The sequence below is a fragment of the Flavimobilis rhizosphaerae genome, from assembly GCF_014852685.1.
GTDB lineage: Bacteria > Actinomycetota > Actinomycetes > Actinomycetales > Cellulomonadaceae > Flavimobilis > Flavimobilis rhizosphaerae.
In genome coordinates this window covers 66,986-93,020 of record NZ_JACZDF010000008.1, presented here as the reverse complement: position 1 = coordinate 93,020, position 26,035 = coordinate 66,986, and the positions used below count along the sequence as shown (strand labels likewise).

General features: G+C 71.8%; 25 protein-coding genes and 1 tRNA gene. 5 read left to right on the top strand and 21 right to left on the bottom strand.

Annotation, left to right across the window (positions count from 1 at the left end):
* Nucleotides 1–60 precede the first annotated feature (60 nt).
* Nucleotides 61–702: a hypothetical protein gene (locus tag IGS67_RS12815; RefSeq protein ID WP_192281805.1), complete on the top strand. Its 642-nt coding sequence runs from the start codon at nucleotides 61–63 to the stop codon at nucleotides 700–702.
* Here IGS67_RS12815 and IGS67_RS12810 read toward each other — a convergent pair.
* The 10 genes from IGS67_RS12810 to pdxT form a co-directional block, all read right to left on the bottom strand.
* The gene (locus IGS67_RS12810) at nucleotides 671–2,986 is read right to left on the bottom strand and encodes a RelA/SpoT family protein (RefSeq protein WP_192281802.1); all 2,316 of its coding nucleotides are present in this window, start codon (nucleotides 2,984–2,986) and stop codon (nucleotides 671–673) included. The two genes, IGS67_RS12815 and IGS67_RS12810, sit on opposite strands and share 32 nt — an antisense overlap.
* 168 nt (nucleotides 2,987–3,154) lie before the next feature.
* Complete coding sequence (locus tag IGS67_RS12805) at nucleotides 3,155–3,700, bottom strand: adenine phosphoribosyltransferase (RefSeq protein WP_192281799.1); 546 nt, start codon at nucleotides 3,698–3,700, stop codon at nucleotides 3,155–3,157.
* Nucleotides 3,697–4,776, bottom strand: a complete 1,080-nt coding sequence (gene secF, locus IGS67_RS12800; protein ID WP_192281796.1) for a protein translocase subunit SecF — start codon at nucleotides 4,774–4,776, stop codon at nucleotides 3,697–3,699. The genes IGS67_RS12805 and secF overlap by 4 nt, the downstream gene beginning before the upstream one ends.
* Entirely contained in the window at nucleotides 4,776–6,830 is a 2,055-nt protein-coding gene (secD, locus tag IGS67_RS12795; RefSeq protein WP_328742714.1) for a protein translocase subunit SecD, read from the bottom strand. The genes secF and secD overlap by 1 nt, the downstream gene beginning before the upstream one ends.
* 81 nt (nucleotides 6,831–6,911) lie before the next feature.
* Nucleotides 6,912–7,301 (bottom strand): preprotein translocase subunit YajC, encoded by a 390-nt coding sequence (gene yajC / locus IGS67_RS12790; protein WP_192281794.1) that lies wholly within the window; start codon nucleotides 7,299–7,301, stop codon nucleotides 6,912–6,914.
* 114 nt (nucleotides 7,302–7,415) lie between these two features.
* Nucleotides 7,416–8,426 (bottom strand): Holliday junction branch migration DNA helicase RuvB, encoded by a 1,011-nt coding sequence (gene ruvB / locus IGS67_RS12785; RefSeq protein WP_192281791.1) that lies wholly within the window; start codon nucleotides 8,424–8,426, stop codon nucleotides 7,416–7,418.
* Nucleotides 8,419–9,042: a Holliday junction branch migration protein RuvA gene (gene ruvA / locus IGS67_RS12780; RefSeq protein WP_192281788.1), complete on the bottom strand. Its 624-nt coding sequence runs from the start codon at nucleotides 9,040–9,042 to the stop codon at nucleotides 8,419–8,421. Before ruvA ends, ruvB begins: the two co-directional genes overlap by 8 nt.
* Before the next feature lie 81 nt (nucleotides 9,043–9,123).
* Entirely contained in the window at nucleotides 9,124–9,693 is a 570-nt protein-coding gene (gene ruvC, locus IGS67_RS12775) for a crossover junction endodeoxyribonuclease RuvC (RefSeq protein WP_192281785.1), read from the bottom strand.
* A 76-nt stretch (nucleotides 9,694–9,769) separates the two neighbouring features.
* Entirely contained in the window at nucleotides 9,770–10,525 is a 756-nt protein-coding gene (locus tag IGS67_RS12770) for a YebC/PmpR family DNA-binding transcriptional regulator (RefSeq protein WP_192281782.1), read from the bottom strand.
* 3 nt (nucleotides 10,526–10,528) lie between these two features.
* Nucleotides 10,529–11,131 (bottom strand): pyridoxal 5'-phosphate synthase glutaminase subunit PdxT, encoded by a 603-nt coding sequence (gene pdxT, locus IGS67_RS12765; RefSeq protein ID WP_192281779.1) that lies wholly within the window; start codon nucleotides 11,129–11,131, stop codon nucleotides 10,529–10,531.
* A 96-nt stretch (nucleotides 11,132–11,227) separates the two neighbouring features.
* Between pdxT and IGS67_RS12760 the strand changes: the two genes are divergently transcribed.
* Nucleotides 11,228–12,061 carry a YML083C domain-containing protein gene (locus tag IGS67_RS12760; protein ID WP_192281776.1) on the top strand — a complete coding sequence of 278 codons (834 nt, stop codon included), beginning with the start codon at nucleotides 11,228–11,230 and terminating at the stop codon, nucleotides 12,059–12,061.
* 120 nt (nucleotides 12,062–12,181) lie between these two features.
* On the opposite strand, the gene IGS67_RS12755 is transcribed toward IGS67_RS12760, so the two are convergent.
* The 9 genes from IGS67_RS12755 to hrpB form a co-directional block, all read right to left on the bottom strand.
* Nucleotides 12,182–12,826, bottom strand: coding sequence for an NUDIX hydrolase (locus tag IGS67_RS12755; RefSeq protein ID WP_328742708.1), 645 nt, complete (start codon nucleotides 12,824–12,826; stop codon nucleotides 12,182–12,184).
* Nucleotides 12,827–12,851: 25 nt separating this feature from the next.
* Complete coding sequence (gene pdxS / locus IGS67_RS12750; RefSeq protein WP_328742706.1) at nucleotides 12,852–13,757, bottom strand: pyridoxal 5'-phosphate synthase lyase subunit PdxS; 906 nt, start codon at nucleotides 13,755–13,757, stop codon at nucleotides 12,852–12,854.
* Nucleotides 13,758–13,820: 63 nt separating this feature from the next.
* On the bottom strand, nucleotides 13,821–14,495 hold the full coding sequence (locus tag IGS67_RS12745; protein WP_192281773.1) for a hypothetical protein: 675 nt from the start codon (nucleotides 14,493–14,495) through the stop codon (nucleotides 13,821–13,823).
* On the bottom strand, nucleotides 14,492–15,706 hold the full coding sequence (locus tag IGS67_RS12740; RefSeq protein WP_328742703.1) for a glycosyltransferase family 4 protein: 1,215 nt from the start codon (nucleotides 15,704–15,706) through the stop codon (nucleotides 14,492–14,494). The genes IGS67_RS12745 and IGS67_RS12740 overlap by 4 nt, the downstream gene beginning before the upstream one ends.
* Nucleotides 15,703–16,686 carry a phosphatidylinositol mannoside acyltransferase gene (locus IGS67_RS12735; protein ID WP_328742701.1) on the bottom strand — a complete coding sequence of 328 codons (984 nt, stop codon included), beginning with the start codon at nucleotides 16,684–16,686 and terminating at the stop codon, nucleotides 15,703–15,705. The genes IGS67_RS12740 and IGS67_RS12735 overlap by 4 nt, the downstream gene beginning before the upstream one ends.
* A gap of 2 nt (nucleotides 16,687–16,688) precedes the next feature.
* On the bottom strand, nucleotides 16,689–17,321 hold the full coding sequence (gene pgsA, locus IGS67_RS12730) for a phosphatidylinositol phosphate synthase (RefSeq protein WP_192281767.1): 633 nt from the start codon (nucleotides 17,319–17,321) through the stop codon (nucleotides 16,689–16,691).
* Nucleotides 17,322–17,418: 97 nt separating this feature from the next.
* Entirely contained in the window at nucleotides 17,419–17,994 is a 576-nt protein-coding gene (locus IGS67_RS12725; RefSeq protein ID WP_192281764.1) for an HIT family protein, read from the bottom strand.
* A gap of 2 nt (nucleotides 17,995–17,996) precedes the next feature.
* Nucleotides 17,997–20,000, bottom strand: a complete 2,004-nt coding sequence (gene thrS / locus IGS67_RS12720) for a threonine--tRNA ligase (protein WP_192281761.1) — start codon at nucleotides 19,998–20,000, stop codon at nucleotides 17,997–17,999.
* Between the two features lie 87 nt (nucleotides 20,001–20,087).
* Nucleotides 20,088–22,601: an ATP-dependent helicase HrpB gene (hrpB, locus tag IGS67_RS12715; protein ID WP_192281758.1), complete on the bottom strand. Its 2,514-nt coding sequence runs from the start codon at nucleotides 22,599–22,601 to the stop codon at nucleotides 20,088–20,090.
* On the opposite strand from hrpB, the gene IGS67_RS12710 reads away from it, so the two are divergent.
* The 3 genes from IGS67_RS12710 to IGS67_RS12700 all read left to right on the top strand — a co-directional run bounded on the left by IGS67_RS12710 (nucleotide 22,533) and on the right by IGS67_RS12700 (nucleotide 24,953).
* Nucleotides 22,533–22,976: a ketopantoate reductase C-terminal domain-containing protein gene (locus tag IGS67_RS12710; protein WP_192281755.1), complete on the top strand. Its 444-nt coding sequence runs from the start codon at nucleotides 22,533–22,535 to the stop codon at nucleotides 22,974–22,976. The two genes, hrpB and IGS67_RS12710, sit on opposite strands and share 69 nt — an antisense overlap.
* A gap of 90 nt (nucleotides 22,977–23,066) precedes the next feature.
* The gene (locus IGS67_RS12705; protein ID WP_192281752.1) at nucleotides 23,067–24,755 is read left to right on the top strand and encodes a long-chain-fatty-acid--CoA ligase; all 1,689 of its coding nucleotides are present in this window, start codon (nucleotides 23,067–23,069) and stop codon (nucleotides 24,753–24,755) included.
* A gap of 126 nt (nucleotides 24,756–24,881) precedes the next feature.
* A tRNA-Val gene (locus IGS67_RS12700) sits at nucleotides 24,882–24,953 on the top strand.
* A gap of 94 nt (nucleotides 24,954–25,047) precedes the next feature.
* Here the strand turns inward: IGS67_RS12700 and IGS67_RS12695 are convergent.
* On the bottom strand, nucleotides 25,048–25,233 hold the full coding sequence (locus IGS67_RS12695) for a hypothetical protein (RefSeq protein WP_192281749.1): 186 nt from the start codon (nucleotides 25,231–25,233) through the stop codon (nucleotides 25,048–25,050).
* A complete protein-coding gene (locus tag IGS67_RS12690; RefSeq protein WP_192281746.1) occupies nucleotides 25,233–26,003 on the bottom strand; it encodes a class E sortase in 771 nt (256 codons plus the stop codon). Before IGS67_RS12690 ends, IGS67_RS12695 begins: the two co-directional genes overlap by 1 nt.
* Nucleotides 26,004–26,035 lie beyond the last annotated feature (32 nt).

Below are 26,035 nucleotides of genomic sequence, written 5' to 3'. Positions count from 1 at the left end.
CCGTCCACAGGACGACGGCCCCGGTGGAGATTCACCGGGGCCGTCGCGCATCCTGGGGGTGTGCTCCTCCGTCACGCCCTCACCCGCCCCGAGCCGGGTCTCCCCCGAACCCTGCGACCTGCGACGGTCGGCGGCGAGATCGCGTACTCGTCGCTCCGCGCGGCGGGGCACCTCGTCGAGCTGACGCCCGGGGTCGCCGTCCTCGCCGGAACGTCCGTCACCCGAACCGACCGCCTCGCGGCCCTCGGGCCGCGCATCCCCCCACGCACCGTCGTCGGAAGGCTCAGCGCCGTCTGGGTCCACACCGGTCACGGTGTCCCGAGCGAGCTGAGCGTCCTCTACGCCCCTGGCACGCACCGACCACCCGGGCGGCCCGACCTGCGCACGCACCAGGCGACGCTCGCCCCGGCTGACGTCGAGGGACTCCCGGGCCTCCACGTGACGTCGCCGCTGCGCACCGCGGTCGACGTCGCGCGTCACGTGCCCCGCGACCTTGCGCTCACCGCTCTCGCGCAGCTCTGGAGCGCCGGCCTCGCCACGCCGGCCCAGACCGCCGCGCGACTGCGGGAGCACCGAGCAAGCCCGTGCACGTCGGAGGCGCTCGACATCGTCGCCGAGCTCGCGGCACGCGACGGTCGTGGACCCAGTCCGGCCCCGCGCCCGGTCGCCGTCAGCGTGTCGGCGCGGCCTTCGACCCGGTGACGCGGTAGACGTCGAAGACCCCCTCGACCTTCCGCACCGCCTTGAGAACGGTCGCGAGGTGCGCGGGCTCCGCCATCTCGAAGACGAAGCGCGACGTCGCAACCCGGTCCGACGACGTCGAGACCGACGCCGAGAGGATGTTGACGTGATTGTCCGAGAGCACCCGCGTGATGTCCGAGAGCAGGCGTGCGCGGTCGAGCGCCTCGACCTGGATCTGCACGAGGAACAGCGTGCTCGCCCCCGCGCTCCACGCGACGTCGACGAAGCGCTCCGGTTGGTCGCGCAGCGCCTCGACGTTGACGCAGTCCGCACGGTGCACCGAGACGCCCTGCCCACGCGTGATGAAACCGACGATCTCGTCGCCCGGCACGGGTGTGCAACATTTCGCGAGCTTCACCCAGATGTCCTCGACGCCCTTGACGACGACGCCCGGATCGCCCTGGCGCGACCTGCGACGCGTCGCCCCGGGGAGCGCGACCTCCGCAAGGTCCTCCTGCGCCCCTTCCTCGCCGCCGAACGCCTGCGCGAGACGGGTGACGACGGTCTGGGCGGACACCTGCGCCTCGCCGACGGCCGCGTACAGCGCCGAGACGTCCGCGTATCGCATGTCCGACGCGAGCCCGGCGAGCGCCTCGTGGCTGAGGAGCCGCTGGATCGGCAGGTTCTGCTTGCGCATCGCCTTCGCGATCGCTTCCTTGCCGTGCTCGACCGCCTCCTCGCGGCGCCCCTTGGAGAACCACTGCCGGATCTTGTTCCGGGCGCGCGGACTCTTGACGAACGCGAGCCAGTCCTGGCTCGGCCCCGCGGTCTCGGACTTCGAGGTGAGGACATCGACGACGTCGCCGTTCTCGAGCGGCGAGTCGAGCGACACGAGCCGGCCGTTGACGCGCGCACCCATGGTGCGGTGCCCGACCTCGGTGTGCACGGCGTACGCGAAGTCGACGGGAGTCGACCCCGCCGGGAGCGCCATGACCTCGCCCTTGGGCGTGAAGACGTAGACCTCCTGGCCAGCCATCTCGAAGCGCAGCGAGTCAAGGAACTCCGTCGGGTCCGCGGTCTCCCGCTGCCAGTCGACGAGCTGGCGCAGCCACTGCATGTCGCCCGCGCCCGCATCCGGGCCGGCGGTGCCGGCCTTCGCGGCCTCCTTGTACTTCCAGTGGGCCGCGACGCCGTACTCCGCACGACGGTGCATCTCGAACGTGCGGATCTGGATCTCGACAGGCTTGCCGCCGGGCCCGATGACCGTCGTGTGCAGCGACTGGTACATGTTGAACTTCGGCATCGCGATGTAGTCCTTGAACCGGCCCGGGACCGGGTTCCACCGCGCGTGCAGCGCACCGAGCGCCGCGTAGCAGTCACGCACCGTATCGACGAGGACACGCGTGCCGACGAGGTCGTAGATGTCCTCGAAGTCGTGACCGCGGACGATCATCTTCTGGTACACCGAGTAGTAGTGCTTGGGCCGGCCCGTCACCGTCGCCTTGATCTTCGCGGACCGCAGGTCGGCGACGATCTGCTCCCGGACGACCGCGAGGTACTCCTCGCGCGCTGGAGCACGCTCAGCGACGAGACGCACGATCTCCTCGTAGACCTTCGGGTAGAGCGTCTGGAACGAGAGGTCCTCGAGCTCCCACTTGATCGTGTTCATGCCGAGCCTGTGCGCGAGCGGTGCGTAGATCTCGAGCGTCTCGCGGGCCTTGCGGGCCGCCGACTCCGCCGGCACGAACTTCCACGTCCGCGCGTTGTGGAGCCGGTCAGCGAGCTTGATGACGAGCACACGAATGTCACGCGACATCGCGACGACCATCTTGCGCACGGTCTCCGCCTGCGCCGCATCACCGAACTTCACCTTGTCGAGCTTGGTGACGCCGTCGACGAGCATGGCGATCTCCTCGCCGTACTCGCGCGTCAGCTGGTCGAGCGAGTAGTCCGTGTCCTCGACGGTGTCGTGGAGCAGCGCCGCGGCGATCGTCGGCTCCGTCATGCCGAGCTCGGCGAGGATTGTCGCGACGGCTACGGGGTGCGTGATGTACGGGTCGCCCGAGCGTCGCTTCTGGCCCCGGTGGGCCTTCTCCGCCGTGACGTACGCGCGCTCGATGAGCGAGAGGTCAGCCTTGGGATGGTTGGTGCGCACGGCCTGCAGCACGGGCTCGAGCGCAGGCGACACGCCCGCGCGCGGCGTGAACCAGCGCATGAGCGACGACGGGCGCGCCGGGGTCTGGGGCGTGGGTGCGGCGGCGGACGACCGCTGGGCAGGGGTCGGCACCTTCGTGTCGTCGGCCATGAGCCCCTCCCGTCCGTCCCGTCCCCGGGACGCCAGTGCCCGGGCTACGTGCCCCGGGCGACGTCGAACGATGCGCAGGTGGACAGTCTACGGCGCGCAGCAGGTGGTCCTGCGCGCACGACGGCGGCGTCATCCCTCGAGGGGATGACGCCGCCGTCGTGGAACGCGTCAGACGATGAGGGATCGCACCTCACGCCCGGCGAGCCGGTCCCGGCCCCCGAGGCCGGGAATCTCGAAGAGGAACGCGAGCCCGACGACGGTTCCCCCCGCACGTTCGACGAGGTCTGCACCCGCCGATGCGGTTCCCCCGGTCGCGAGGATGTCGTCGAGGACGAGGACGCGCGCGCCCGCCGGGATCGTGCCGTCCCGCAGCTCGAGCGTCGCGGTGCCGTACTCGAGCTCGTAGGTCGCGGCGAGCACCGGCGGCGGGAGCTTGCCCGCCTTGCGCACGGGGATGAACCCCGTGCCGAGGTGCGTCGCGAGCGGCGCGCCGAAGAGGAAGCCGCGCGCCTCCATGCCGGCGACGAGGTCGAACTCACCGAGCTCGCTCGCGAGGTCCGCCATCGCGCGCGTCGCCGCCGCGAGGCCCTCGCCCGAGGCGAGGACCCCGGCGACGTCCCGGAAGAGGACGCCGGGCTGCGGGAAGTCCGGAACCTCCCGCAGCAGGCTCTCGACGATCTCGACGTCCGCCGACCGGTGGTGCGGTGCGGTCACTTCTTGCGCCGCCTCGGCTGTGCCGCGTGCCCTTGGTGCTGCCCGGGGAGCAGCTTGCCCGTCACGGCGTACGCCGCGGCCGGCTCGCCTGCCTCGGCGCCCGCGCGCAGCGCGAGGACCTTCTCGGTGTGTGCCTTGATCGCGGGCTCACGGTCGCGCAGGGCAACCTCGATGGGCGTCGCGAGGAAGATCGACGAGTAGGTGCCCGCCGCCATGCCGACGAACAGCGCGAGGGCGATGTCACGCAGGGTGCCGGCTCCGAGGACGAAGGCGCCGATGAAGAGGATCGAAGACACGGGCAGGAGCGCGACGACGGACGTGTTGATCGACCGGACGAGCGTCTGGTTGACGGCGAGGTTCGCCTGCTCCTCGTACGTCGAGCGCTTCTGCGCGAGAATGCCGTCGGTGTTCTCCCGCACCTTGTCGAAGACGACGACGGTGTCATAGATCGAGTACCCGAGGATCGTGAGGAACCCGATCATCGTCGCCGGGGTGACCTCCCAGCCCACGAGCGCGTAGGCGCCGAGGGTGAGGATGAGGTCGTGGAAGAGTGCGAGGATCGCACCCGCCGCCATCCGCCAGTTGCGGAAGTACGCCGTCATGACGAGCGTGACGAGCAGGACGAAGACGATGAGTCCCTGGATCGTCTTCGACGAGACGTCCTTGCCCCACGTCGCACCGATGGTCGTCACGGTGACCGCGTCGGCCCCGACGTCGTACGCCTCGGCCAGACCGGCCTTGACCTCGTCGATCTGGGCCTGCTCGAGCGGAACCGTCTGCACGCGCACGGCGGAGGATCCGAGTGACGAGACACGCGGGATCTCAGTGACCCCGGTCTTCTCGACGACCTCCGTCGCGATGCTCTGCGAGGTGTCGGAGACTCCTGACACCGTGAACTCCGAGCCACCCGTGAACTCGATGCCGAAGTTGAACCCTCGGATACCGAGCACGAGCGCGCAGAGTGCGACGATGACGAGCGACACGGCGAAGAAGCCCTTGCGCTGGCCGACGATGTTGTATGAGCGACGGCCCGTGTGGAGGTCGTTGCCCCACTGGGAGAACCCGCGGCGTGCCATCAGTGCTTCTCCTCGTCCTCGCCGGCGACCTCGGTGGTCGCGGCCTCGGGTACGTCGTCCTGGGTGTCGGGTGCCTCGTCCGTGGCGGTCGTCGGCTCGGGCTGCGACGGCTTCTCCTCGCGGAGCGCGAGCGCTCGGCGCTCGGCGATCGTCAGCGGGCGGTCCTCGACGTCGGTCGCCGACGAACCCGCGAAGCCGCCGAGCGTGACGCCGTCGGACTCCTTCTTCCGGACGGTCGCCTGCGGCGCACGGACGCGTCCGCGGCCCTGGTAGACCGCCGCACGTCCGCCGAGCTGGCGCGGGTCGAGACCCGAGGCCGGGTGACCGCCGCCGAAGAACCGGGTCCGCGCGAGCAGCTCCATGAGCGGGTGCGTGAAGAAGAACACGACGATGACGTCGATGACGGTCGTGAGACCGAGCGTGTACGCGAAGCCGCGCACCCCGCCGACCGCGAGGAAGAACAGCACGATCGCGGCGAGGAGGTTGACGGCGTCGGACGCGAGGATGGTGCGGCGTGCGCGGTCCCAGCCCTTCTCGACCGAGCCGACGAGGGCGCGACCGTCACGCAGCTCGTCACGGATGCGCTCGAAGTAGACGATGAACGAGTCCGCCGTGATGCCGATCGCGACGATGAGGCCCGTGACGCCCGCGAGCGAGAGGCGGTAGCCCTGAAGCCACGACAGGTACGTGATCACGATGTACGTGATGATCGTCGCCATGACGAGCGAGGCGACGGTGACGAACCCAAGCACCCTGTACTGCACAAGCGAGTAGAGGACGACGAGGATGAGGCCGATGAGTCCCGCGAGCAGGCCCTTCTGGAGCTGCTCGGACCCGAGCGTCGCCGAGATCTCCATCTCGCTCTGCACCTTGAAGTCGAGCGGGAGCGAGCCGAAGTTCAGCTGGTTGGCGAGCGTCGCCGCGCTCTGACGCGTGAAGCTGCCAGAGATCTCCGCGCGGCCATCCGGGATCGCCTGGGTCACCTGAGGTGCCGAGATGACGAGCCCGTCGAGGACCATCGCGAAGAGGTTGGGGGCGACGTCTGCGCCCGCGCTTCCCTGTGCGTACTGCTCGGCGAGGCGCTTCGTGGTCTGGTAGAACGCCTCCTTGCCCTCGTTCGAGAACTCGATGTTGACGACCGACTCGTTCGTCGTCGCGTTGTTGACGACGCGGAGACCCGACTGGGCGTTCTTGATCTGCGTCCCCGGGATCTCGACAGGGCCGAGGATGTACTTGTAGAGGCCGTCGTCCGAGCACGTGACGAGAACGGCGTCGGGATCGCCCGAGTCGCCGCCCGTGAGCTTCGAGTCGTCGCACACGAGCGCGTCAAACTCCTTCTTCACGGTGTCGGTGATCTGCGCGAGGTCGGACGGGTTGGACGCCTCGGTCTTCGGCTGCGTCGTCGGCGTGCTCGTCGGCTCGTCGGTGGCGTTGTCCGTGGCGGTCGACGTCGCAGAAGCCGTCGCAGTCGCGCTGTCCGTCGACTCCTTCGACTCACCGCCCGTCGAGCCGGTGGTCGCGCCGTCCGTGGCCTCGTCCGTCGACTCGTCGGTGGCCTCGTCCGTCGACTCGTCGGTGGCCTTGTCCGTCGGCTCGTCGGTGGCCTTGTCCGTCGACTCGTCCGTGGCCGACGGCGTCGGCGTGGGCTCGGCAGCGAAGCCGTAGTCCTGGACGAGCACCGGACGGAAGTTCATCTGCGCGGACCTGCGCACGAGGTCAAGGGTCGCCTGGTCGGGCGTGCCGGGAAGGGCGACGACGATGTTCTGACCGCCCTGGCTCGAGATCTCCGCCTCCGCGACGCCCGAGGCGTCGACACGCTGACGGATGACGTTGATCGCCTGACGGAGGTCCTCCTCGGTGATCGCCGAGCCGTCGGTCGCGACGGGAGTGAGGATGATCTGGGTCCCGCCCTCGAGGTCGAGCGCCAGGTTCGGGGTCCAGTCCGCGTCCCCCCACTTCACGCCGGCAGCGAGGCCGCCGACCGCGAGTGCGATGAGGATCGCGAGGCTGATGAGCGTCCGCAGGGGACGCGTCTTCTTCGTACTGCTCGCCACCAGAGTGATCTCTTCCCGTGTGCGGACCAGGAGACCTGGTCCGGTTCAGTCGACGTGCGCCGTGAGCGTCGCGCGCCGAGCCTAGTCGTTCGTCGGCCGCTCGTCTTGCGACGTCACGGTCGTGTCCGTCCCGTCTTCCTCGGGCACGTCGAGCGTGTCGTCCTCGACGACCGGCTCGACGACCTTGGCGATCGCCTGCCGGATCCACGTCGTCCGGCCGCCGTCCTCAGCGGCGAGCGTGATGCGGTCGCCCTCGACCGCGACGATCGTCCCGAAGAAGCCGGAGCCGGTCATGACCTCCGTGCCCACCTCGAGGCTGTCCCGGAACGCCGAGGCCTCCCGCTGCTGCTTGCGGGCACGGCGCGAGCCGAAGAACATCATGAGCACGAGCGCGCCGAGAACGATGTAGAGGAAGATGCCGCTGCTACCGCCGGTGCCGGTCGCAGCTGCGAGGTTCGTGACGTCGGTCATGACGAGGATGCTCCTTCGAGGGTGGACTGCGCCTGCCGCAGTCTAGCTGCGGTTCCGGAGGTCCAACGCCCGCCGGTCGCGGGAGGTTCCCTCGCGGGAGGTTCCCGGACGACGTTAGGCGGGCGGGGTGAGGCCGAGGTGCGCCCACGCCGCAGGGGTCGCGACCCGCCCGCGCGGCGTGCGTCCCATGAGCCCCTCGCGCACGAGGAACGGCTCCGCGACGGTCTCGACCGTCTCGGGCTCCTCCCCGACCGCGACGGCGAGCGTCGAGAGCCCGACGGGTCCCCCGCCGAACCGGGTGCACAGCGCCGAGAGCACCGCACGGTCGAGCCGGTCGAGACCGAGCACGTCGACCTCGTAGACCTCGAGCGCAGCCCGCGCTGCCCGCAGGTCGAGCCGCCCGTCGCCCCGCACCTGCGCCCAGTCGCGGACGCGCCGCAGCAGCCGGTTCGCGATGCGAGGCGTGCCGCGAGAACGGCCGGCGATCTCCGCGGCCGCGTCGGCCTCGAGCACCGTGCCGAGCAGTCCCGCGCTCCTCAGCAGCACCTGCTCGAGCTCGGACGCGTCGTAGAAGTCGAGGTGACCCGTGAAGCCGAAGCGGTCGCGGAGAGGCGCCGGGAGCAGCCCGGCGCGCGTCGTCGCCCCCACCGCGACAAAGGGCGGTAGGGCGAGCGGGATCGCGCTCGCGCCCGGTCCCTTCCCGACGACGACGTCGACCCGAAAGTCCTCCATCGCCATGTACAGGAGCTCCTCGGCGGGCCGGGCGAGCCGGTGGATCTCGTCGATGAAGAGCACCTCGCCCTCCTCGAGCGAGGACAGCACGGCCGCAAGATCACCCGCGTGCGTGATCGCGGGACCCGAGGTCACGCGCAGGGATGTGCCGAGCTCGGCCGCGATGATCATCGCGAGCGTGGTCTTGCCGAGCCCGGGCGGGCCCGAGAGCAGCACGTGGTCAGGGCTCCCGCCCCGCCCGAGTGCCGCATGCAGGACGAGCGAGAGCTGGTCGCGCACCGTCGACTGCCCGACAAACTCGTCGAGCCTGCGAGGGCGCAGCGCCGCCTCGGCAGCACGCTCGACGTCGTCGGCACCCCCGTCGAGGAGACGGTCCGCGACGGGCTCAGCCACGACGCCCGCCCAGCATCCGCAGCGCGGCGCGCAGGACGTCGGGCACGTCGCCCTCGGCAAGCGGCTCGTCCGCCACGACACCGCGAGCAGCGAGGACGTCGCCCACCGCGTCCTCCGCGGTCCGAGCCGTCCACCCGAGTCCCTCGAGCGCCTCGACGACCTTCGTCCGGTGGTCGACCGGCGCGACCGCGGTCTCAACCGACGCGCTGCCACGCACCGGGCCGAGCCGGTCGGCGAGCTCGAGCACGAGCCGCTGGGCACCCTTGCGCCCAATACCCGGAACCTTCATGAGCGTCGTGAGGTTGCCCTCGGCGACTGCGCCGCGCAGCGCGTCGGGCGAGAGCACCGCGAGCATCGCAAGCGCCGTCCGCGGGCCGATGCCCGAGACGGTCTGCACCGTCTCGAACGTCTCGCGCTCGTCGGCGTCCGCGAAGCCGTAGAGCGTGAGCGAGTCCTCACGCACGACGAGCGTCGTGTGGAGCCGCGCGTGCTCTCCCACCCGCAGCAGCGCGAGCGTCGACGGCGCAGCGAGGACTGCAAGGCCTATTCCCCCCGTCTCGACGACGGCGCGGTCGATCCCGACCGCGAGCACCTCACCACGCACCGAGGCGATCACGACGCTCCCTCCGTGCCACCACGGCGCACGGCCGCAGCGACTTCAAACACCTGTACGAACACCGGACCACCGTAGCAAGAGCTACCGACGTCCCCCGCCACGGCGCGCCGCGTCCTCGGCCGCCGCCCACGCCCGCTGCGCCGGGGTGAGCTCGTGACGATCGCCGCCCTGCAGCGCCCCCGCAGGCCGCCACAGGTGGCAGACTGCGAGAGCGAGAGCGTCCGCCGCGTCCGCAGGTCTCGGAGCCTCGGCAAGACCGAGGATCTGGCCCACCATCCGCTGGACCTGCGCCTTGTCGGCGCGACCGTTGCCCGTCACCGCAGCCTTGACCTCCGACGGCGTGTGCATCGCGACCGGGACGCCACGACGCGCCGCTGCGACCATCGCGAGGCCAGCCGCCTGCGCCGTGCCCATGACCGTCGAGACGTTGTGCTGCGCAAAGACCCGCTCGACCGCGAGGACGTCGGGCACGTGCGCGTCGAGCCACCCGTCGAGCCCGTCCGCGATCGTCCGCAGGCGCAGGTCGACGCTCAGCGTGGGCGACGACTCGATGACACCGACCGCGACGAGGCGGGCCCTGCGGCCCGGCAACGAGTCGACGACACCCACGCCGCAGCGCGTGAGCCCTGGGTCCACGCCGAGCACCCTCACGCGAACCCCTTCCTGCCCCCGTACGGGGACGACGACGGCGCGTCGGCCAGCCGGCCGACGCGCCGTCGAGCGATGGTCAGTCGTCCTCGAGCGCAGCGAGCACCTCGTTCGAGGCGTCGAAGTTCGAGTAGACGTTCTGGACGTCGTCGGAGTCCTCGAGCGCGTCGATGAGGCGCAGCACGGCGCGCGCCCGGTCGACGTCGACCTCGATCTCCATGGACGGGTAGAACACCGTGTCAGCCGAGTCGTACTCGATCCCGGCCTCCTGGAGGGCGGTGCGCACCGCGACGAGATCCGTCGCCTCGGTGAGGATCTCGAAGACCTCGCCCTCGTCGGTGACTTCTTCGGCACCCGCGTCGAGCGTCGCCTCCATGACGGCGTCCTCGCTGGTCCCCGCCTTGGGGACGACGATGACGCCCTTACGCGAGAAGAGGTACGAGACCGAGCCCGGGTCAGCCATCTGGCCGCCGTTGCGCGTGAACGCGATCCGAACCTCGGCCGCGGCGCGGTTCTTGTTGTCGGTGAGGCACTCGACGAGGACGGCGATGCCGCCGGGCGCGTAGCCCTCGTACATGATCGTCTGGTAGTCCGCGCCGCCGGCCTCAGCGCCCGAGCCACGCTTGACCGCGCGCTCGATGTTGTCGTTGGGGACGGAGGTCTTCTTCGCCTTCTGGATCGCGTCGAAGAGCGTCGGGTTGCCCGCAGGGTCTCCGCCGCCCGTGCGGGCGGCCACCTCGATGTTCTTGATGAGCTTGGCGAAGAGCTTGCCACGCTTGGCGTCGATCGCCGCCTTCTTGTGCTTCGTGGTGGCCCACTTGGAGTGACCGGACATGCCTTACCGCTCCTTAGAAACGAGTCGGATGAAATGCGCGTGAACCCTGTCGTCACCCGTGATCTCCGGATGGAACGACGTCGCCATGAGCGGGCCCTGCGCGACTGCCACGATCCTACCGGTGGCCGGGCCCGACCCGACGGTCGCGAGGACCTCGACCCCCTCGCCGACCTCCTCGACCCACGGCGCGCGGATGAACGTCGCCGGAACCGGACCCCCCGCCACCCCTTGCACGTCGAGCGCCGTCTCGAACGAGTCGACCTGCCGCCCGAACGCGTTGCGCCGCACCGTCATGTCGATCCCACCAAGCCCGAGTTGCCCCGCAGCCCCGTCGAGGACCCTGTCCGCGAGGAGGATCATCCCCGCGCACGAGCCGTACGCCGGCATACCCTCGCGCAGCCGCGCGAGCAACGGCTCCCGCAGCTCGAAGACGTCGAGCAGCCGCGACATCGTCGTCGACTCCCCGCCAGGGAGCACGAGCCCGTCGACCCCGTCGAGCTCGCGCGCGCGGCGCACGCGCACCACGCTCGCTCCCGCGGACTCAAGGGCACGCACGTGCTCGGGGACATCACCCTGCAGCGCCAGGACGCCGATCGTCGGTCTCACGTCGCACCATGCTACGGGCCCGCCGCGAAATGAGGAGGGAGACGACGCCCACCGAGCAGCACCGCACGTGAACTGCCGCCCTGCTACTTTTGCGCCATGACGACCCCCGGGAACGACCCGTTCACGACCCCGCCCCCACCCGGTCAGGGATCCCCGACCACGCCGCCCTACGGCGTGCCCGACGGCCAGACGTACGGTGCCCCGACGGGCCGGCCGTACGGCGCTCCCCAGCACGGCGCCCCCGCCCCGCAGCCGTACGGCACCCCCGGCGGCCCTCAGTACGGCGCACCTGCGCCCCAGCCCTACGGAGCGCCCGGCTGGCAGCAGCCTGCCCCGTCGGTCCGCAAGACCCGCGGCGCCAAGATCCTCACGTTCCTCGGCATCGGGCTCGGCCTCGTATCGCTCGTGCTCCTCGTCGTCGGGTTCAGCCAGATCACTTCGGCCGTCGCGCAGGGTACCACCGAGCTCACCGAGACGATCGTCACGGTGCCCTCGCCCGGCACCCGCGACACCGAGCTCGCCGCGGGATCCACCTACGAGATCTGGGCGACCCAGAGCACGACGTTCTCGCCATCCGTCACCGACATCACTGTCACCGACCCCACAGGCGCCGTCGTCGCCCTCAGCGGGGCGACGAACGCGCCGGACTTGTCCGACCTCGGGATCGACCTCGTCGGGCGCTTCACCACGACCGAGACCGGCACCTACACGGTCACCGTCCCCGAGGGCGCCGACGTCGTGCTCACGTCAGCCGGGGCCTTCGACGACCTCGTCTCGACGCTCACGGCCGGTGGCGGCATGCTCGTCGGAGGCTTCCTCCTCGGCAGCCTCGCCTTCCTCATGACCGTCGCCGGCGCCATCTGGTGGGGCGTCGCGGCCTCGAACAACCGCAAGGCCCGTGCCCTCGGAGCGGGCCGCCCCGTCGGCTGATCTCCCCCGGGAGCCTCCGCGGACGCTTTCCCGCACCTCGTACGCCGGTGCCCGGGCGGTCCGACCGCCCGGGCACCGGCGTCTCCACGATGCGCTGCGCGTCGACGAAGCGCTGCGCGTTCACGACTCGCTGTGCGCTGCGCAAGCCCCGCCATCCGTGTCGATGCCGATCTCCTCGACGACGCCGTCCCAGCCGGCGGCGAGCGCCCGGACGATCCGGGGCAGCGCCGCGGGGAACACCTCGTCCGTGCTCGCCTCGATCTCGTCGGGCGTCAGCCACCGCACCTCGTCGACGAAACTCTCCTCGAGCTCCGTCCAGCCCTCGCTGCTGAGCGTTGGCCGGTCCGCGACCCGCAGGACGAAGAACTCCTCGTGCTGCCGGCAGTGCTCGCGCGCGAAGTCAAAGATCGCAGAGCGTCGCAGAACAGGGCCCTCGAGCGCGACAGGGTCGACGACCATGCCGGTCTCCTCGCGCAGCTCACGCGCCGCAGCGTCCCGCGAGGACTCCCCCGGGTCGATGCCGCCGCCGACCGAGAACCACCAGTGCCGATCCGGCTCGTCCGCATCATGACCCCGCACGAGCAGCACCGCCCCGGCACCGTCGAGCACGAGCACCCGCGCCGCCGAACGCTCCCGCACGCCATCCGGCCCACGCACCCACCCCTCGTCGAGATGGAGCGGCGCGTCGGCCTCACGGGATCCCGCCGAGGCTGGCACCATCGGACGGGCTGCGCCCGTGACCCCCGGCGTCGAGGCGGGGGTCACGGGCGCAGGTTGCCGGTCAGCCACGTCACCAGCCGCGGTCCTGCAGGCGATGAGCGACGGGAACCTCGTCGACGTTGATGCCGACCATGGCCTCACCGAGACCGCGCGAGACCTGCGCGAGGACCGCCGGGTCGTCGTAGAACGTCGTCGCCTTGACGATCGCCGCCGCACGCGCGGCCGGGTCGCCGGACTTGAAGATGCCCGAGCCCACGAACACGCCCTCCGCTCCGAGCTGCATCATCATCGCCGCGTCAGCGGGCGTCGCGATCCCACCCGCGGTGAAGAGCACGACAGGCAGACGTCCGGCCTCCGCGACCTCCTTGACGAGCTCGTACGGGGCCTGGAGCTCCTTCGCCGCGACGTAGAGCTCGTCGTGTGACATCGACGTGAGCCGCGCGATCTCCGCACGCAGCGTCCGCATGTGCGTCGTCGCGTTCGAGACGTCACCCGTGCCCGCCTCACCCTTGGACCGGATCATCGCGGCACCCTCGGTAATGCGGCGCAGCGCCTCGCCGAGGTTCGTCGCACCGCACACGAACGGCGTCGTGAACGCCCACTTGTCGATGTGGTGCGTGTAGTCAGCCGGCGTGAGGACCTCGGACTCGTCGATGTAGTCGACGCCGAGAGCCTCGAGCACCTGCGCCTCGACGAAGTGACCGATCCGGGCCTTCGCCATGACGGGGATCGAGACCGCGTCGATGATCCCCGCGATCATGTCGGGGTCGCTCATGCGCGCGACCCCGCCCTGGGCGCGGATGTCGGCAGGGACGCGCTCGAGCGCCATGACGGCGACCGCCCCAGCGTCCTCGGCGATCTTCGCCTGCTCGGGCGTGACGACGTCCATGATGACGCCGCCCTTGAGCATCTCCGCCATACCGCGCTTGACGTGGGACGTCCCGACGACGGGGGCGGAGGAGTTTTCGGTGCTCACGATGTGTACCTCGTTCGAAAGTGTGGCGGTACGGGGCGGACGCCCCGTACGGACGGGCACATGTTATGCCTCTTCGGGGTCGACGTGGCTCCCCGGTCTGCCGAGTCCCACGGGCCAGGCATCGTCGAGCTCGACGGTCTGCGGCATGGCTGCGCGGCCCGCGAGGCGCGCGAGCCGCACCCAGCCCTTGGCCCGCATGCGCTGCGTCTGCGCGACCGCCTCGTTGTGGAACCGACGCGCGAGCTGGACGCGGAACCAGGCGGCCGAGAGCGCCTCGAGGACGTCCGTGCCGCCCGGCGCCGAACGCACCTGGGCGACTTCCTCAGGCGTGTCGAGAACACCACGCAACGCAGCCGAGAGGTTCGACTCCGCATCCGTGCGTTCTGTCCCGAGCCCCTCGCCGAGCGCTTCCCCGATGATCCGGCCCGTCGCCACGCCACGGACCTCGTCGGCGAGGTCAGGCACCGCGACCGCGAGCTCGCGCCCGCCCTGTCCCTCGGAGCCACCCGTCGCCACGACTGCGTCGGCCACGAGGAGCGCCGCGACCGGGTCGAGCGCACCTGACACCACGAGGTCACCCGCAGCGCTCGCCCGCCGGACGAGCTGCGCGTCGAGCGCGATGCGTGACGCGACGACCTTCCGGTGCAGCCGGTCGAGCCGCGTCGCCGCGCGCCAGCCGACAACGAGCAGCGCACCGAGGACCGCGACGACCGCGACGACGACCTCCGACCACGTCATGACCCGCTCCCCTCGACGTCGAACAGCCGACCCCGGCCGCCCTGAGCTTCGTCGACCCGCACCGTCGCGTTCGACGCCGCGAGCACCATCTCGTACACCGTGAGCACCTCGTCAGTGACGACCGACCAGTCGTACCGCCGCACGGCGTGCTCGCCGCGGGCTGCGACCGCGGCGCGCCTCTCGTCGTCGGCGAGGATCTCGAGCAGCGTCCGCGCGAGGTCGGCACTGTCGCCCGTGCGGAAGAGCACTCCCGCCTCACCCTCGTCGAGCACGCGACGGAACGCCCCGAGGTCGCTCGCGACGACGCACGTCCCCGCGCTCATCGCTTCGACGAGGACGATGCCGAAGCTCTCGCCGCCGGTCTGCGGTGCGACGTAGACGTCGGCCGACGTGAGGAGCGCCGCCTTGTCGTCGTCGGAGATCCCGCCAAGGAACTCGACGTGGCGCGCAAAGTCGCCGAGCTCGGCGATCGCCGCGTCCCGCCCCGCGTCGCCACGACCAGCGACGAGAAACCGTGCGCCCGGGATCCGGGTGACGACCTCACGCACCGCGCCGACGAGGACGGGCAGGCCCTTGCGGGGCTCGTCGAGCCGGCCGAGGAACGCGATCGTCGGCGCCTGGGGCGTGCCCGTGAACCGGGCGTCCGGCTGCGCGACCCGGAACGGCTCGACGTAGACGCCGTTGGGGATGACGACGGCGTCGCCGCCGAGGTGGTCGATGAGCGTGCGCCGTGCGTCCTCCGAGACCGCGATGCGCGCGTCAATCTTCTCGAGCGCCGGACGCACGAGGGGCGACACCATCTGGAGCGCGCGCGACCGCACCATCGAGGTGTGGAACGTCGCGACCGTCGGCCCCGTCGCGTTCCACAGGGCGAGGAGCGAGAGGCTCGGCGTCACGGGCTCGTGGAGGTGAAGGATGTCGAAGTCGCCCTGGTCGAGCCAGCGCCGTACCTTCGTCGCGACGAGCGGCCCGAACGAGAGCCGGGCGACCGACCCGTTGAAGCGGAGCGGGATCGAGCTGCCCGCCGACGTCATGTACGGCGGGATCTCCGTGTCCTCGTCGGCGGCGATGAGCACGCCGACCTCGTGCCCGCGCGCCATGAGCGCCTCGGCGAGGTCCCGCACGTGGAACTGGACGCCCCCGGGGACGTCGTAGGAGTAGGGGCAGACGATGCCGACGCGCAGCCGCCGTCCGTCGAGCGGGACGCTCATGACGCGCTCCCCTCGGGCTCGGGCTCCGTGCGTCGTGAGGCGCGCTCGAGCGTGCGCGCGTAACGCTCGGGGTCGAGGTCCTCGACGAAAACATGCTGAAGCATGTGCCAGTCCTCCGGCTTCTCGGCGATCGCGCTCGTGAGCGCGTCGACCCAGCCCTGGGTCGCGGCGGCGGTGCGCTCCTTGCGGGGCAGCGCAGGGTCCGTCGTCACCTCGGGGTGGAACCTGATGACGAGCCCCCACGGCGAGCCGGCACGCCGCCGACGGTCTCCCGCGAGCCGCTCGTAGGAGAGGGAGATCGGGACGAGCGGCGCGCCAGTCGCGACGCTCAGCGCGGCGGGGCCCGCCGCGACGCGTGCGCGACGGCCGAACATGTCGACCTCGATGCCCGAGGCCGCGAGATCGCGGTCGGCGAGGAGCGGCACGAGACGCGGCGGCGTCGCGCGCACGGCACGCAGCAGCGACTGGAACACGCCGTCGTCCCCGAGCGCGAGGATCTCCATGCCGAGGTCCTGCCGGAACGCGAGGAACTCCTCGAAGAGGTGCGGGGGCTCGAGCCGCTCCGCGACGGTCGTCACGGGCATGATGTGCAAGCCCGCGTACGCGCCGGCGAGGTCCCAGTTGCCGAGGTGACCGAGCGCCCCGACGACGCTGCGCCCTGCGTCGCGCGCCGCGAGGACGGGCTCCGCGTCGACGAGGCGCACGCGCGCCTCGATCTGCTCGGGCGTCATGCCACGCAGCGTGAAGGCCTCAGCGTAGTACCGCATGTACGAGCGCATGCCGGCGCGGGAGAGCCTGCGCAGCGCGCGGCGCGACTGGCCGGGCCGGACCCTCGCATAGTTCGCCTCGAGGCGGCACACGCCGGCGGGCCGGACGAGCCATGCGGCATCGGCCGCCGCGGCGAAGACCCCGCGCACGACGGGCCGTGGGAGCCGCGGCAGGACCTTCCACGCGATCTCGAAGAGCCGACCGGAGTCCACGCTCACTCCCCCTCGCCCGCTGGACGCACCGCGGCGAGGGCCCGTGCCTGCGCGTGCACGGTCGCCATGCGCTGGACGACGGTGATCGCGGAGAGCGCCGCGAGCACCCCGAGGGTCCACACGAGCACCGCGAGCGGCGCCCCGTAGCCGACGACGACGGTCGCGACGAGCGCGATCGCGAGCCGGTCGGCGCGCTCGGCGACCCCGACGGCCGCCGTCATCCCCAGCCCCTCGGCACGGGCGCGGGCGTACGGCACGACCGCGCCGAGCGCCAGGCATGCGAGGGCGACGACGACGCCGGTGTCGGAGCCCTCACGGAGGAAGAAGAGCAGCAGGCCCGCGAAGATCGCGGCGTCGGCCACGCGGTCGAGCGTCGAGTCGAGGAACGCTCCCCACGCACCCGAGCGCCCGGCGGTGCGCGCCATGATGCCGTCGAGCGCGTCCGCGAGCACGAGCGCGCCGATCGTCCACGCCCCCGCGACGAGGTGTCCTGTGGGGAACAGCCACAACGCCGCGACGACAGTGCCGACCGTGCCGCCGATCGTCACGGCGTCCGGCGTCACCCCGAGCCTCAGGAGCAGCTTGGCCACGGGCGTGAAGAGCCACGTGGACAGCGAGCGCAGGTTGTCGAGCACCGTCGTCCTTCCGTCAGCGGGCCGAGGCCCTGGATGCCGGGTGTGCCCGGCGGGCGGTCCGCGGTCGCGGACCTGCGCGCTCAGGGCGCGCCGTGGGTCAGTGGGTGGCGTCGGGCCACGCGGCCGCGAGGCGCGCTCGCGTGTCCGCGAGCAGCTCGGGCAGCGCCTTGGTGCGCCCGACGACGGGCAGGAAGTTCATGTCGCCGAGCCAGCGCGGCACGACGTGCTGGTGGAGATGCGCCGCGATGCCCGCGCCCGCGACCTCCCCCTGGTTCATGCCGAGGTTGAAGCCCGCGGGGCCGGACACCTCGCGCAGCACCCGCATCGCGGTCTGCGTGAGCTCGGCGACCTCACGGGTCTCGGCCTCGGTGAGGTCGGTGTAGTCCGACACGTGCCGGTACGGGCAGACGAGCAGGTGCCCACCGTTGTACGGGTAGAGGTTGAGGACGACGTACGCGACCTCGCCGCGGTGGACGACGAGCGCATCAGCGTCGCTGCGCGACGGCGCGACGCAGAACGGGCACGAGGCCTCGCCCGGGTCGGTCGGCTTGTTCTCGCCCTGGATGTAGACCATCCGGTGCGGGGTCCACAGCCTGCCGAAGCCGTCGGGCACGCCCGCAAGACCCGGGGCCTCCTCGGCCCCGGGTCCACGTGCGTCGTCCGCCGTCGACATGCTCAGACCTGGACGCGGTCGCGGATCGCCGTGAGGATCCGCTCGACCGCGTCGGCGACAGGGATGCCGTTCTCCTGCGACCCGTCGCGGAACCGGAACGAGACCGCGCCGTTCTCGACGTCCTCGCCGCCCGCGATGAGCGTGAACGGGATCTTCTGCGTCGACGCCGTGCGGATCTTCTTGGGGAAGCGGTCCGAGGAGTCGTCGAGCTCGGCGCGCACGCCCGCCGCTCGCAGCTGCGCGACGACGTCCGCCATGTAGTCGTTGAACGGTTCCGCGACCGGGATCGCGACGACCTGCACGGGCGCGAGCCACGCCGGGAACGCACCCGCGTAGTGCTCGAGGAGCACACCGAAGAACCGCTCGATCGAGCCGAACAGCGCCCGGTGGATCATCACGGGGCGCTGACGCGTACCGTCGGCCGCCGTGTACTCGAGCTCGAAGCGCTCGGGCAGGTTGAAGTCGAGCTGGATCGTCGACATCTGCCACGTCCGGCCGATCGCGTCGCGCGCCTGCACCGAGATCTTCGGGCCGTAGAACGCCGCGCCGCCCGGGTCCGGGACGAGCTCGAGGCCCGACTCGGTCGCGACCTCCTCGAGCGTGCGGGTCGCCTCCTCCCACACGGCGTCGTCGCCGACGAACTTCTCGGGGTTCTTCGTCGACAGCTCGAGGTAGAAGTCGTCGAGCCCGTAGTCGGCGAGGAGGTCGAGGACGAAGCGGAGCGTCGTGGCGAGCTCGTCCTTCATCTGCTCCTTCGTGCAGTAGATGTGCGCGTCGTCCTGCGTGAGGCCGCGGACACGCGTGAGGCCGTGGACGACGCCCGACTTCTCGTAGCGGTAGACCGTCCCGAACTCGAACAGCCGCAGGGGCAGCTCACGGTACGAGCGGCCTCGTGCGTCGAAGATGAGGTTGTGCATCGGGCAGTTCATGGGCTTGAGGTAGTAGTCCTGGCCCGGCTTCGTCACGACGCCCGCGTCGTCGACCTCCTCGTCGACGTGCATCGCGGGGAACATCCCGTCGCGGTACCAGTCGAGGTGCCCGGAGATCTCGTAGAGGTGCCCCTTGGTGATGTGGGGCGTGTTGACGAACGAGTACCCGGCCTCGATGTGGCGGCGACGCGAGTAGTTCTCCATCTCGGTGCGGATGACGCCACCCTTGGGGTGGAACACCGGCAGGCCCGAGCCGATCGCGTCGGGGAACGAGAAGAGGTCCATCTCGGCGCCGAGGCGTCGGTGGTCGCGCCGCTCGGCCTCGGCGAGGCGGTCGAGGTACGCCGTGAGCTCGTCCTTCGTCGGCCACGCCGTGCCGTAGAGGCGCTGGAGCTGCGGGTTCTTCTCGGAGCCACGCCAGTAGGCGGCGGCCGAGCGCATGAGCTTGAAACCGTTGCCGATGAGCTTGGTCGACGGCAGGTGCGGCCCGCGGCACAGGTCCTGCCACGCGACGTCGCCGTTGCGGCGGACGTTCTGGTAGATCGACAGGCCGCCCTCACCGACCTCGACGGAGGCGCCCTCGGCGCTGCCCGCGGTCGACTTCAGGCCGATGAGCTCGACCTTGTACGGCTCGGACGCGCACTGCGCGAGCGCCTCGGCGTCTGTCACCTCGACGCGACGGAAGGTCTGGCCCTCCTTGACGATCCGCATCATCGCCTTCTCGAGGGCCTTGAGGTCCTCGGGCGTGAACGGCGTCGCGACGTCGAAGTCGTAGTAGAAGCCGTCGGTGATGGGCGGGCCGATGCCGAGCTTCGCGTCCGGGTTGGCCTGCTGGACCGCCTGGGCCATGACGTGCGCGGCCGAGTGGCGCAGCACCGCGAGCCCGTCGGGCGAACCGATCTCGACACCCTCGACGACGGCGCCGGCCTCGAGGACCGTGTCGAGGTCCTTGAGCTCGCCGTCGACGCGGACGACGACGACGTCACGACGGTCGACGAAGAGCTCGGTGCCCGTCGTCCCCTCCGCCACCGTGGTCTCGACGCCGTCGACGGTGAGGGTGATCCGGGGTTCTGACACAGGAGCTCCTTGCGCTCGCGGGCGGCCGTACCGGGGCCGTCCGTCGGTGGGTGGTGTGCGTGCGCGGACGTGCCGCACCCGACGATGCTACCGGCGACGCACGCCGCGCGACGCGACCGCCGTCGTCGGGTCCTCGGGCCAGTCGTGCTTGGGGTACCGGCCCCGCAGCTCGGCGCGCACCTGCGGGTATCCCTGCACCCAGAACGACGCGAGGTCGCTCGTCACAGTCGTCGGCCGCCGGGCGGGCGAGAGCAGGTGGAGGAGCACGGGCACGCGGCCGTCAACGAGACGCGGCGTCGCACCCCAGCCGAAAACCTCCTGGACCTTCGCGGCGAGCACGGGGACGTCGCCCGTGTAGTCGACGGCCGCGGTCGTGCCCGCGGGTAGATCGAGACGCTCCGGCACGAGCTCGTCGAGGCGCGCGGCGTCGGGCCACGGAAGGAGGCGGCGGAGCGCGGCCGTGTCACGGCGGGCGAGGTCCGCCGGAGTGCGCAGGTCGCCGAGGTCGGGTCCGAGCCAGTCGTCGAGCCGCGCGAGCAACGCTGCATCAGAGACGTCGGGCCAGGGCGCCCCGAGCGTGCGGTGGAGGAGCGCAAGGCGCGTGCGCAGGCGCGTCGCCGCGTCCGAGAGCGGCGGCAGACCGTCGCGGAGCAGACCGTCGCGGACGGCCGCGGCGACCGTCGCGCGGTCGGGCCGCGGCAGCTTCTCCTCGACGAGCGTGATCGCCCCGAGCATCGTCCGGCGCGTCGCGGTGAGCCGACCGTCGCGATGCTCGAGCGTCGACTCCTCCCGGAGCAGCGAGCCTGCGGCGTCGAGCGCCGCGTCCTCGTCGAGCGGCGCGGCCGAGCGCACGAGCGCGTCCGAGCGGCCTGGCCCGCGGTCGGCGTCCGCGACCGCGAGCCACGCGGCACCGGCGAGCGGCGAGCCCTCGGGAAGCCGGGCCCCCGTGCCGCCCGCCATGAGGAACCCGCGGCCGCCAGGACGCCGTCGCGCGACCCGCTCGGGGTGTGCGAGCGCGACGACGAGGCCGGCAGCCTCGTCGTCGGCGAGCCGGTCCACCGGCTCCCGTGCGCTGCCGAGCCGCTCGCCGAGACGACGCGCCTGACGACGCCACTCCTCGCTCCCCGGCGCGCCGCAGCGCAGCCGTCGCCATGCCGCGACGAGGTCCGCGTCGGGAGCGCGCACGTCGGCGTCGAGGAGCGCGACGACCTCCGCGGCACGCTGCGGACCGACGAGCTCGGCCCCGTCGAGCAGCGCACGTGCGAGGCGAGGGTCGGTGCCGAGCGCGTCGATGCGGCGTCCGCGCGCAGTGACGCGGCCGTCGTCGTCGAGAGCTCCGAGCGCGCCGAGGGTCGCCCGGGCCGCGGCAAGCGCGGCCTCGGGCGGAGCGTCGAGCAGCGCAAGAGCATCGGGCGCGCTCCCCCAGCACGCGGCCGCGAGCACGAAGGACGCGAGATCCGCCGTGCGGATCTCCGGCTCCGCGAACGGGCGCAGCCGCGGATGCTCGTTCTCGGCCCAGCAGCGCCACACGGTTCCGGGGCCGAGCCGCCCCGCACGGCCCGCACGCTGCTCGGCCCCCGCCCTGCTCACCGAGACCGTGACGAGGCCGGCGAGACCCCGGACGTGATCGGTGCGGGGCTCGCGCGCAAGCCCCGCATCGACGACCGTCCGCACCCCCGGCACCGTGAGCGAGGACTCGGCGACCGCGGTCGCCACGACGACGCGACGCCGCGGCCCCTCGCGCAGCGCGAGGTCCTGCTCCGCGCCCGGAAGCCGCCCGTGGAGCCGACGCACGTCGACCGGTCCCCCGTCAGCCGCGCGCGCACCCTCGAGGGCACGGGTGACCACGTCGACCTCCCGCGCGCCGGGCAGCATGACGAGCACGTCGCCAGGCGACCCCGCGACCGCGGTCCGCGCGGTCGCCGCGACATGGTCGAGGAAGCCGCGCGTCGGACCCCGCTCGTCGAGCCGGGCGACCCGAGCCGGCGGCGGCACCCACCGCACCTCGACCGGGAACGTCTCGGCAGAGACCTCAACGACGGGCGCGGGCTCGCCGTCGCCGAGCAGCGCCGCGACCGCCGCGGCGTCGAGCGTCGCGGACATCGCGACGACGCGCAGGTCCGGCCGGAGCGTGCGCCGTACCTCGACGAGCAACGCAAGCAAGAGGTCGGCGTCGAGATGCCGCTCGTGGACCTCGTCGAGCACGACCACGTCGACACCGTCGAGCCCCGGGTCCGCCTGCAGGCGGCGCAGCACGAGCCCGGCCGTCGCGACCTCGACACGCGTGCGCGCGCTGCGCCGCACGTCGCCGCGGACCGCGTGACCGACGATCCCGCCGACGTCCTCGCCGCAGAGCTGGGCGAGGCGACGGGCGGCTGCACGCGCCGCGATCCGACGCGGCTGCGTGACGAGGACGCGCCCGGCGACGTCAGCCGCGACCGCCGGCGGCACGAGCGTCGTCTTGCCCGTCCCGGGCGGAGCCGCGACGACGAGCACCCCAGCCTCCGCGAGCCTGGCCCGTACGACGTCGAGGTGCAGCGCGACGGGAAGGTCGGGCGGCGCGGCGAGCAGGCGGGCGATCGGGTCGGTCACGAGGACCATCCTCCCCCGGGAGGCAGGGCGTTCATCGTCGCTGCAAGCGGCGTCGCGTGCCTCCTGCGCAACGACGTCGGCAACATCGTCGCCGCACCGGGCGGGACCGAGGCCGTCCTCGGCACCGTGGCCGAGGCCAGGGCGGTCGTCGCTGCCGCAGTGCACCCCGTGCCGCCCGCCGTGCACCACGCGACCGTCCGGGCCCTCACCGCCGAGGGGTCGACCTTCACGTCGTCGCTCTACCGCGACGCCGTCGCTGGTCGGGACGGTGAGACCGAGCACCTGCTCGGAGCGTTCCAGACGTGTGCACGCGAGCACGGCGTCGCCACGCCCCTGCTCGATCTCGTCCTCGTCCAGCTTCGCGCCGCTGCGCTCGCGGCGTAGGGCTCTGACCGCGCGACGTGTGACGCTTCTCGCACCGTGCGGGACCTGTGGCCGTCACGCTCGGCGCGCCTCGGGGAGAAGATGGAGGGCATGACCTCCACCGACGAGCGGCCCTGGGTCGCGCAGTACCAGCCGGGCGTCCCCGCCGACATCGAGATGCCGACGACCTCCCTCGTGACGATGTTCGAGCAGTCCGTGCGCGAGGCAGCGCCGGACACCGCCCTCGAGTTCTTCGGCCGTCGCACGACGTACGCCGAGCTCGGTGCCAAGGTTGACCGCGTCGCGGAGGGCCTTCGTCGCCTCGGCGTCCGCGCCGGCGACCGCGTCGCGCTCGTCCTGCCGAACTGCCCCCAGCACGTCGTCGCGTTCTACGCGATCCTGCGGCTCGGCGCGATCGTCGTCGAGCACAACCCGCTCTACACCTCGCGCGAGCTGCGTCACCTCTTCGAGTCCCACCAGGCGCGCGTCGCGATCGCGTGGGACAAGACGGTCGCGGCGCTCCAGGAGTTCCCCGCCGACATGGCAATCCCGACGATCGTCGCGGTCGACCTGCTTGCAGAGTTCCCCGCGGTCAAGCGCGCGGCGCTCCACCTGCCGGTCCCGAAGCTCCGCGAGACGCGCCGCGGGCTCACGGCCCGCACGACCGGCACGGTCGCGTGGAAGGACCTGCTCGCCTCCCCCGCGCTCGACGCCGCGACGCCTCACCCCGACCTCGACGACCTCGCGGTCATCCAGTACACGTCAGGGACGACGGGCCGGCCCAAGGGCGCGATGCTCACGCACCGCAACCTCTTCGCGAACGCGCTCCAGGGCGAGGCGTGGATGCTCGACGCCGAGCGTCGCAAGGAGACGATCTTCGCGATCCTGCCGATGTTCCACGCGTTCGGCATGACGCTCTACCTGACGTTCGGCGTGCTCAAGCAGGCCAAGCTCGTCCTCTTCCCGAAGTTCGACCCCGGCATGGTCCTCGACGCCTGGAAGAAGTCGCCCGCGACCGTCTACTGCGCGGTCCCGCCGATCTACGAGCGCACGGCTCTCGCGGCGAAGGAGCGCGGGCAGTCGCTGCGCTCGGCGAAGTACTGCATCTCGGGTGCCATGAACCTGCCCGACCACGTCGTCGAGCTGTGGGAGTCGATGTCCGGCGGGCTCCTCGTCGAGGGCTACGGGATGACGGAGTCCTCGCCCGTCGCGCTCGGCAACCCCTTCCACCCCTCCCGGCGCACGGGCACGATTGGCGTGCCGTTCCCCTCGACGTGGATGAAGGTCGTCGACCAGGACGACCCGACGCGCGAGGTCGCGCAGGGCGAGGCGGGCGAGCTCCTCCTCAAGGGCCCGCAGGTCTTCCAGGGTTACTGGCACGAGTCCGAGGAGACCGCGAAGTCACTCCTCGACGACGGGTGGCTGCGCACCGGCGACATCGTCACGGTCGACGCCGACGGCTTCACGACGATCGTCGACCGCGTCAAGGAGCTCGTCATCACGGGCGGGTTCAACGTCGCGCCGTCGGAGGTCGAGGAGGTGCTCCGCCAGCACCCGTCCGTCAAGGACGCGGCGGTCGTCGGCAAGCCGCTCGAGCGTGGGGGCGAGATGGTCGTCGCGGCCGTCGAGCTCGAGGACGGCGCGTCCCTCGACGAGGATGCGCTGCGGGCCCACTGCCGTGCGCGCCTCGCGGCGTACAAGGTGCCGAAGCGGATCGTCGCGATCTCGGACACGCCGAGGTCGATGCTCGGCAAGGTGCTGCGCGCGAAGGTCCGTGAACAGGTGCTGCCGCTCCTCTGAGCGGACCCCCGCCGGGCCGTGGCCGGAGGGCTGCGGCCCGGCGCGCAGGCAACGCTCGAGGCGCCCCGGAGCGCTCGATTTCGCACCTCGCCCGACGACGCGCTAGAGTCGTCCCCGCACCACGCCGGGCGATTGGCGCAGTGGTAGCGCGCTTCGTTCACACCGAAGAGGTCACTGGTTCGAACCCAGTATCGCCCACGAGCACGAAGGCCCCTCCCGGACGGGAGGGGCCTTCGTCGTTCTCGGGGACGCGCGACAGCGTCGTCGTGGGGCCTCGAGGACCGTGGTGCGCTCAGCCCTGTGAGGACGTCCCGGACACGGCGACGTCGGGCCGTCCGACGAGCCCGGGCCACTGCTCGGCCACCCATGGGAACACCCACACGAACAGTGCCGCGACGAGCGCAACCATGACGATGAGCACGAGCAGCGCGCGGACAGCCGCAGGTCCGGGAAGGTGCCGGAAGATCCACGTCCACATCAGGGGGCCTCCATCTCGGCGACGACGTCCGGGGTGCCGGCGGAGCGCGGCAGCCACCCCTCGAGCTCGGCGTGGACGATCCAGCGGTGGTCGTTGCCGAAGGCGCCGTACCGGAGGGAGTGGCACGTCGTCATCGTGAGCATGCGACGGTCAGGCTCCTCCCCAGGCTTGCCGGGGACGGGAGCGACGACGTCGGTGCGGTCCGGGGTGACGATCTCGTGCCCCGTGACACGGTAGACGAACCACGTGTCGGCGGTCTCGACGACGACGGCCTCACCGGCCTCAAGATCGGGCACGTGGAGGAAGTTGTTGCCGTACGAACGGCGGTGCCCCGCGACGGAAAAGTTGCCGAGCTGCCCCGGTGCCGCGGTGTCCGGGTAGTGGCCAGCGAAGGCACGGTCGAGGACGTCGGGCGTCACTCCCTCGACGACAGGCATGCGGTTCTGCGTCTTGTCAGCCCACGCGGGGACGATGAGGACGCCGAGCGTCTCGCCGTGGCCGACCTGCGCGACCTCGGGGACGTCGTCGGTGCGCAGGCCGTCGGGCTCGACGACCTCGGGCGCGGCGGGCTCGACGTGCGCGTAGAACCGCGTGACCTGCTCGCGCGCCTCCGCAGCAGGGGCGAGCCCCGTCCACCACAGCTGCCAGACGACGAAGAGCCCCACGACGACGCCCCCTGTGAGGAGGAGCTCGCCGAGGAACCCGAGGACGCCGATGCGGGCGGGGGCGCGACGCGCGCCGTGGCGGCCGACGGCCGTCGCGTGCTCCATGCGCTCTCCTTACCTGCGTGTGGCGCTCATCC

Coding starts and splice junctions, on each gene's coding strand:
- IGS67_RS12760 (WP_192281776.1), top strand. CDS start 11,228: ATGACGACCCCCGGGAACGACCCGTTCACGACCCCGCCCCCACCCGGT.
- IGS67_RS12725 (WP_192281764.1), bottom strand. CDS start 17,994: ATGTCGACGGCGGACGACGCACGTGGACCCGGGGCCGAGGAGGCCCCG.
- IGS67_RS12690 (WP_192281746.1), bottom strand. CDS start 26,003: ATGGAGCACGCGACGGCCGTCGGCCGCCACGGCGCGCGTCGCGCCCCC.
- IGS67_RS12740 (WP_328742703.1), bottom strand. CDS start 15,706: ATGAGCGTCCCGCTCGACGGACGGCGGCTGCGCGTCGGCATCGTCTGC.
- IGS67_RS12705 (WP_192281752.1), top strand. CDS start 23,067: ATGACCTCCACCGACGAGCGGCCCTGGGTCGCGCAGTACCAGCCGGGC.
- IGS67_RS12810 (WP_192281802.1), bottom strand. CDS start 2,986: ATGGCCGACGACACGAAGGTGCCGACCCCTGCCCAGCGGTCGTCCGCC.
- IGS67_RS12745 (WP_192281773.1), bottom strand. CDS start 14,495: ATGACGTGGTCGGAGGTCGTCGTCGCGGTCGTCGCGGTCCTCGGTGCG.
- IGS67_RS12770 (WP_192281782.1), bottom strand. CDS start 10,525: ATGTCCGGTCACTCCAAGTGGGCCACCACGAAGCACAAGAAGGCGGCG.
- secF (WP_192281796.1), bottom strand. CDS start 4,776: ATGGCACGCCGCGGGTTCTCCCAGTGGGGCAACGACCTCCACACGGGC.
- yajC (WP_192281794.1), bottom strand. CDS start 7,301: ATGACCGACGTCACGAACCTCGCAGCTGCGACCGGCACCGGCGGTAGC.
- IGS67_RS12695 (WP_192281749.1), bottom strand. CDS start 25,233: ATGTGGACGTGGATCTTCCGGCACCTTCCCGGACCTGCGGCTGTCCGC.
- hrpB (WP_192281758.1), bottom strand. CDS start 22,601: ATGGTCCTCGTGACCGACCCGATCGCCCGCCTGCTCGCCGCGCCGCCC.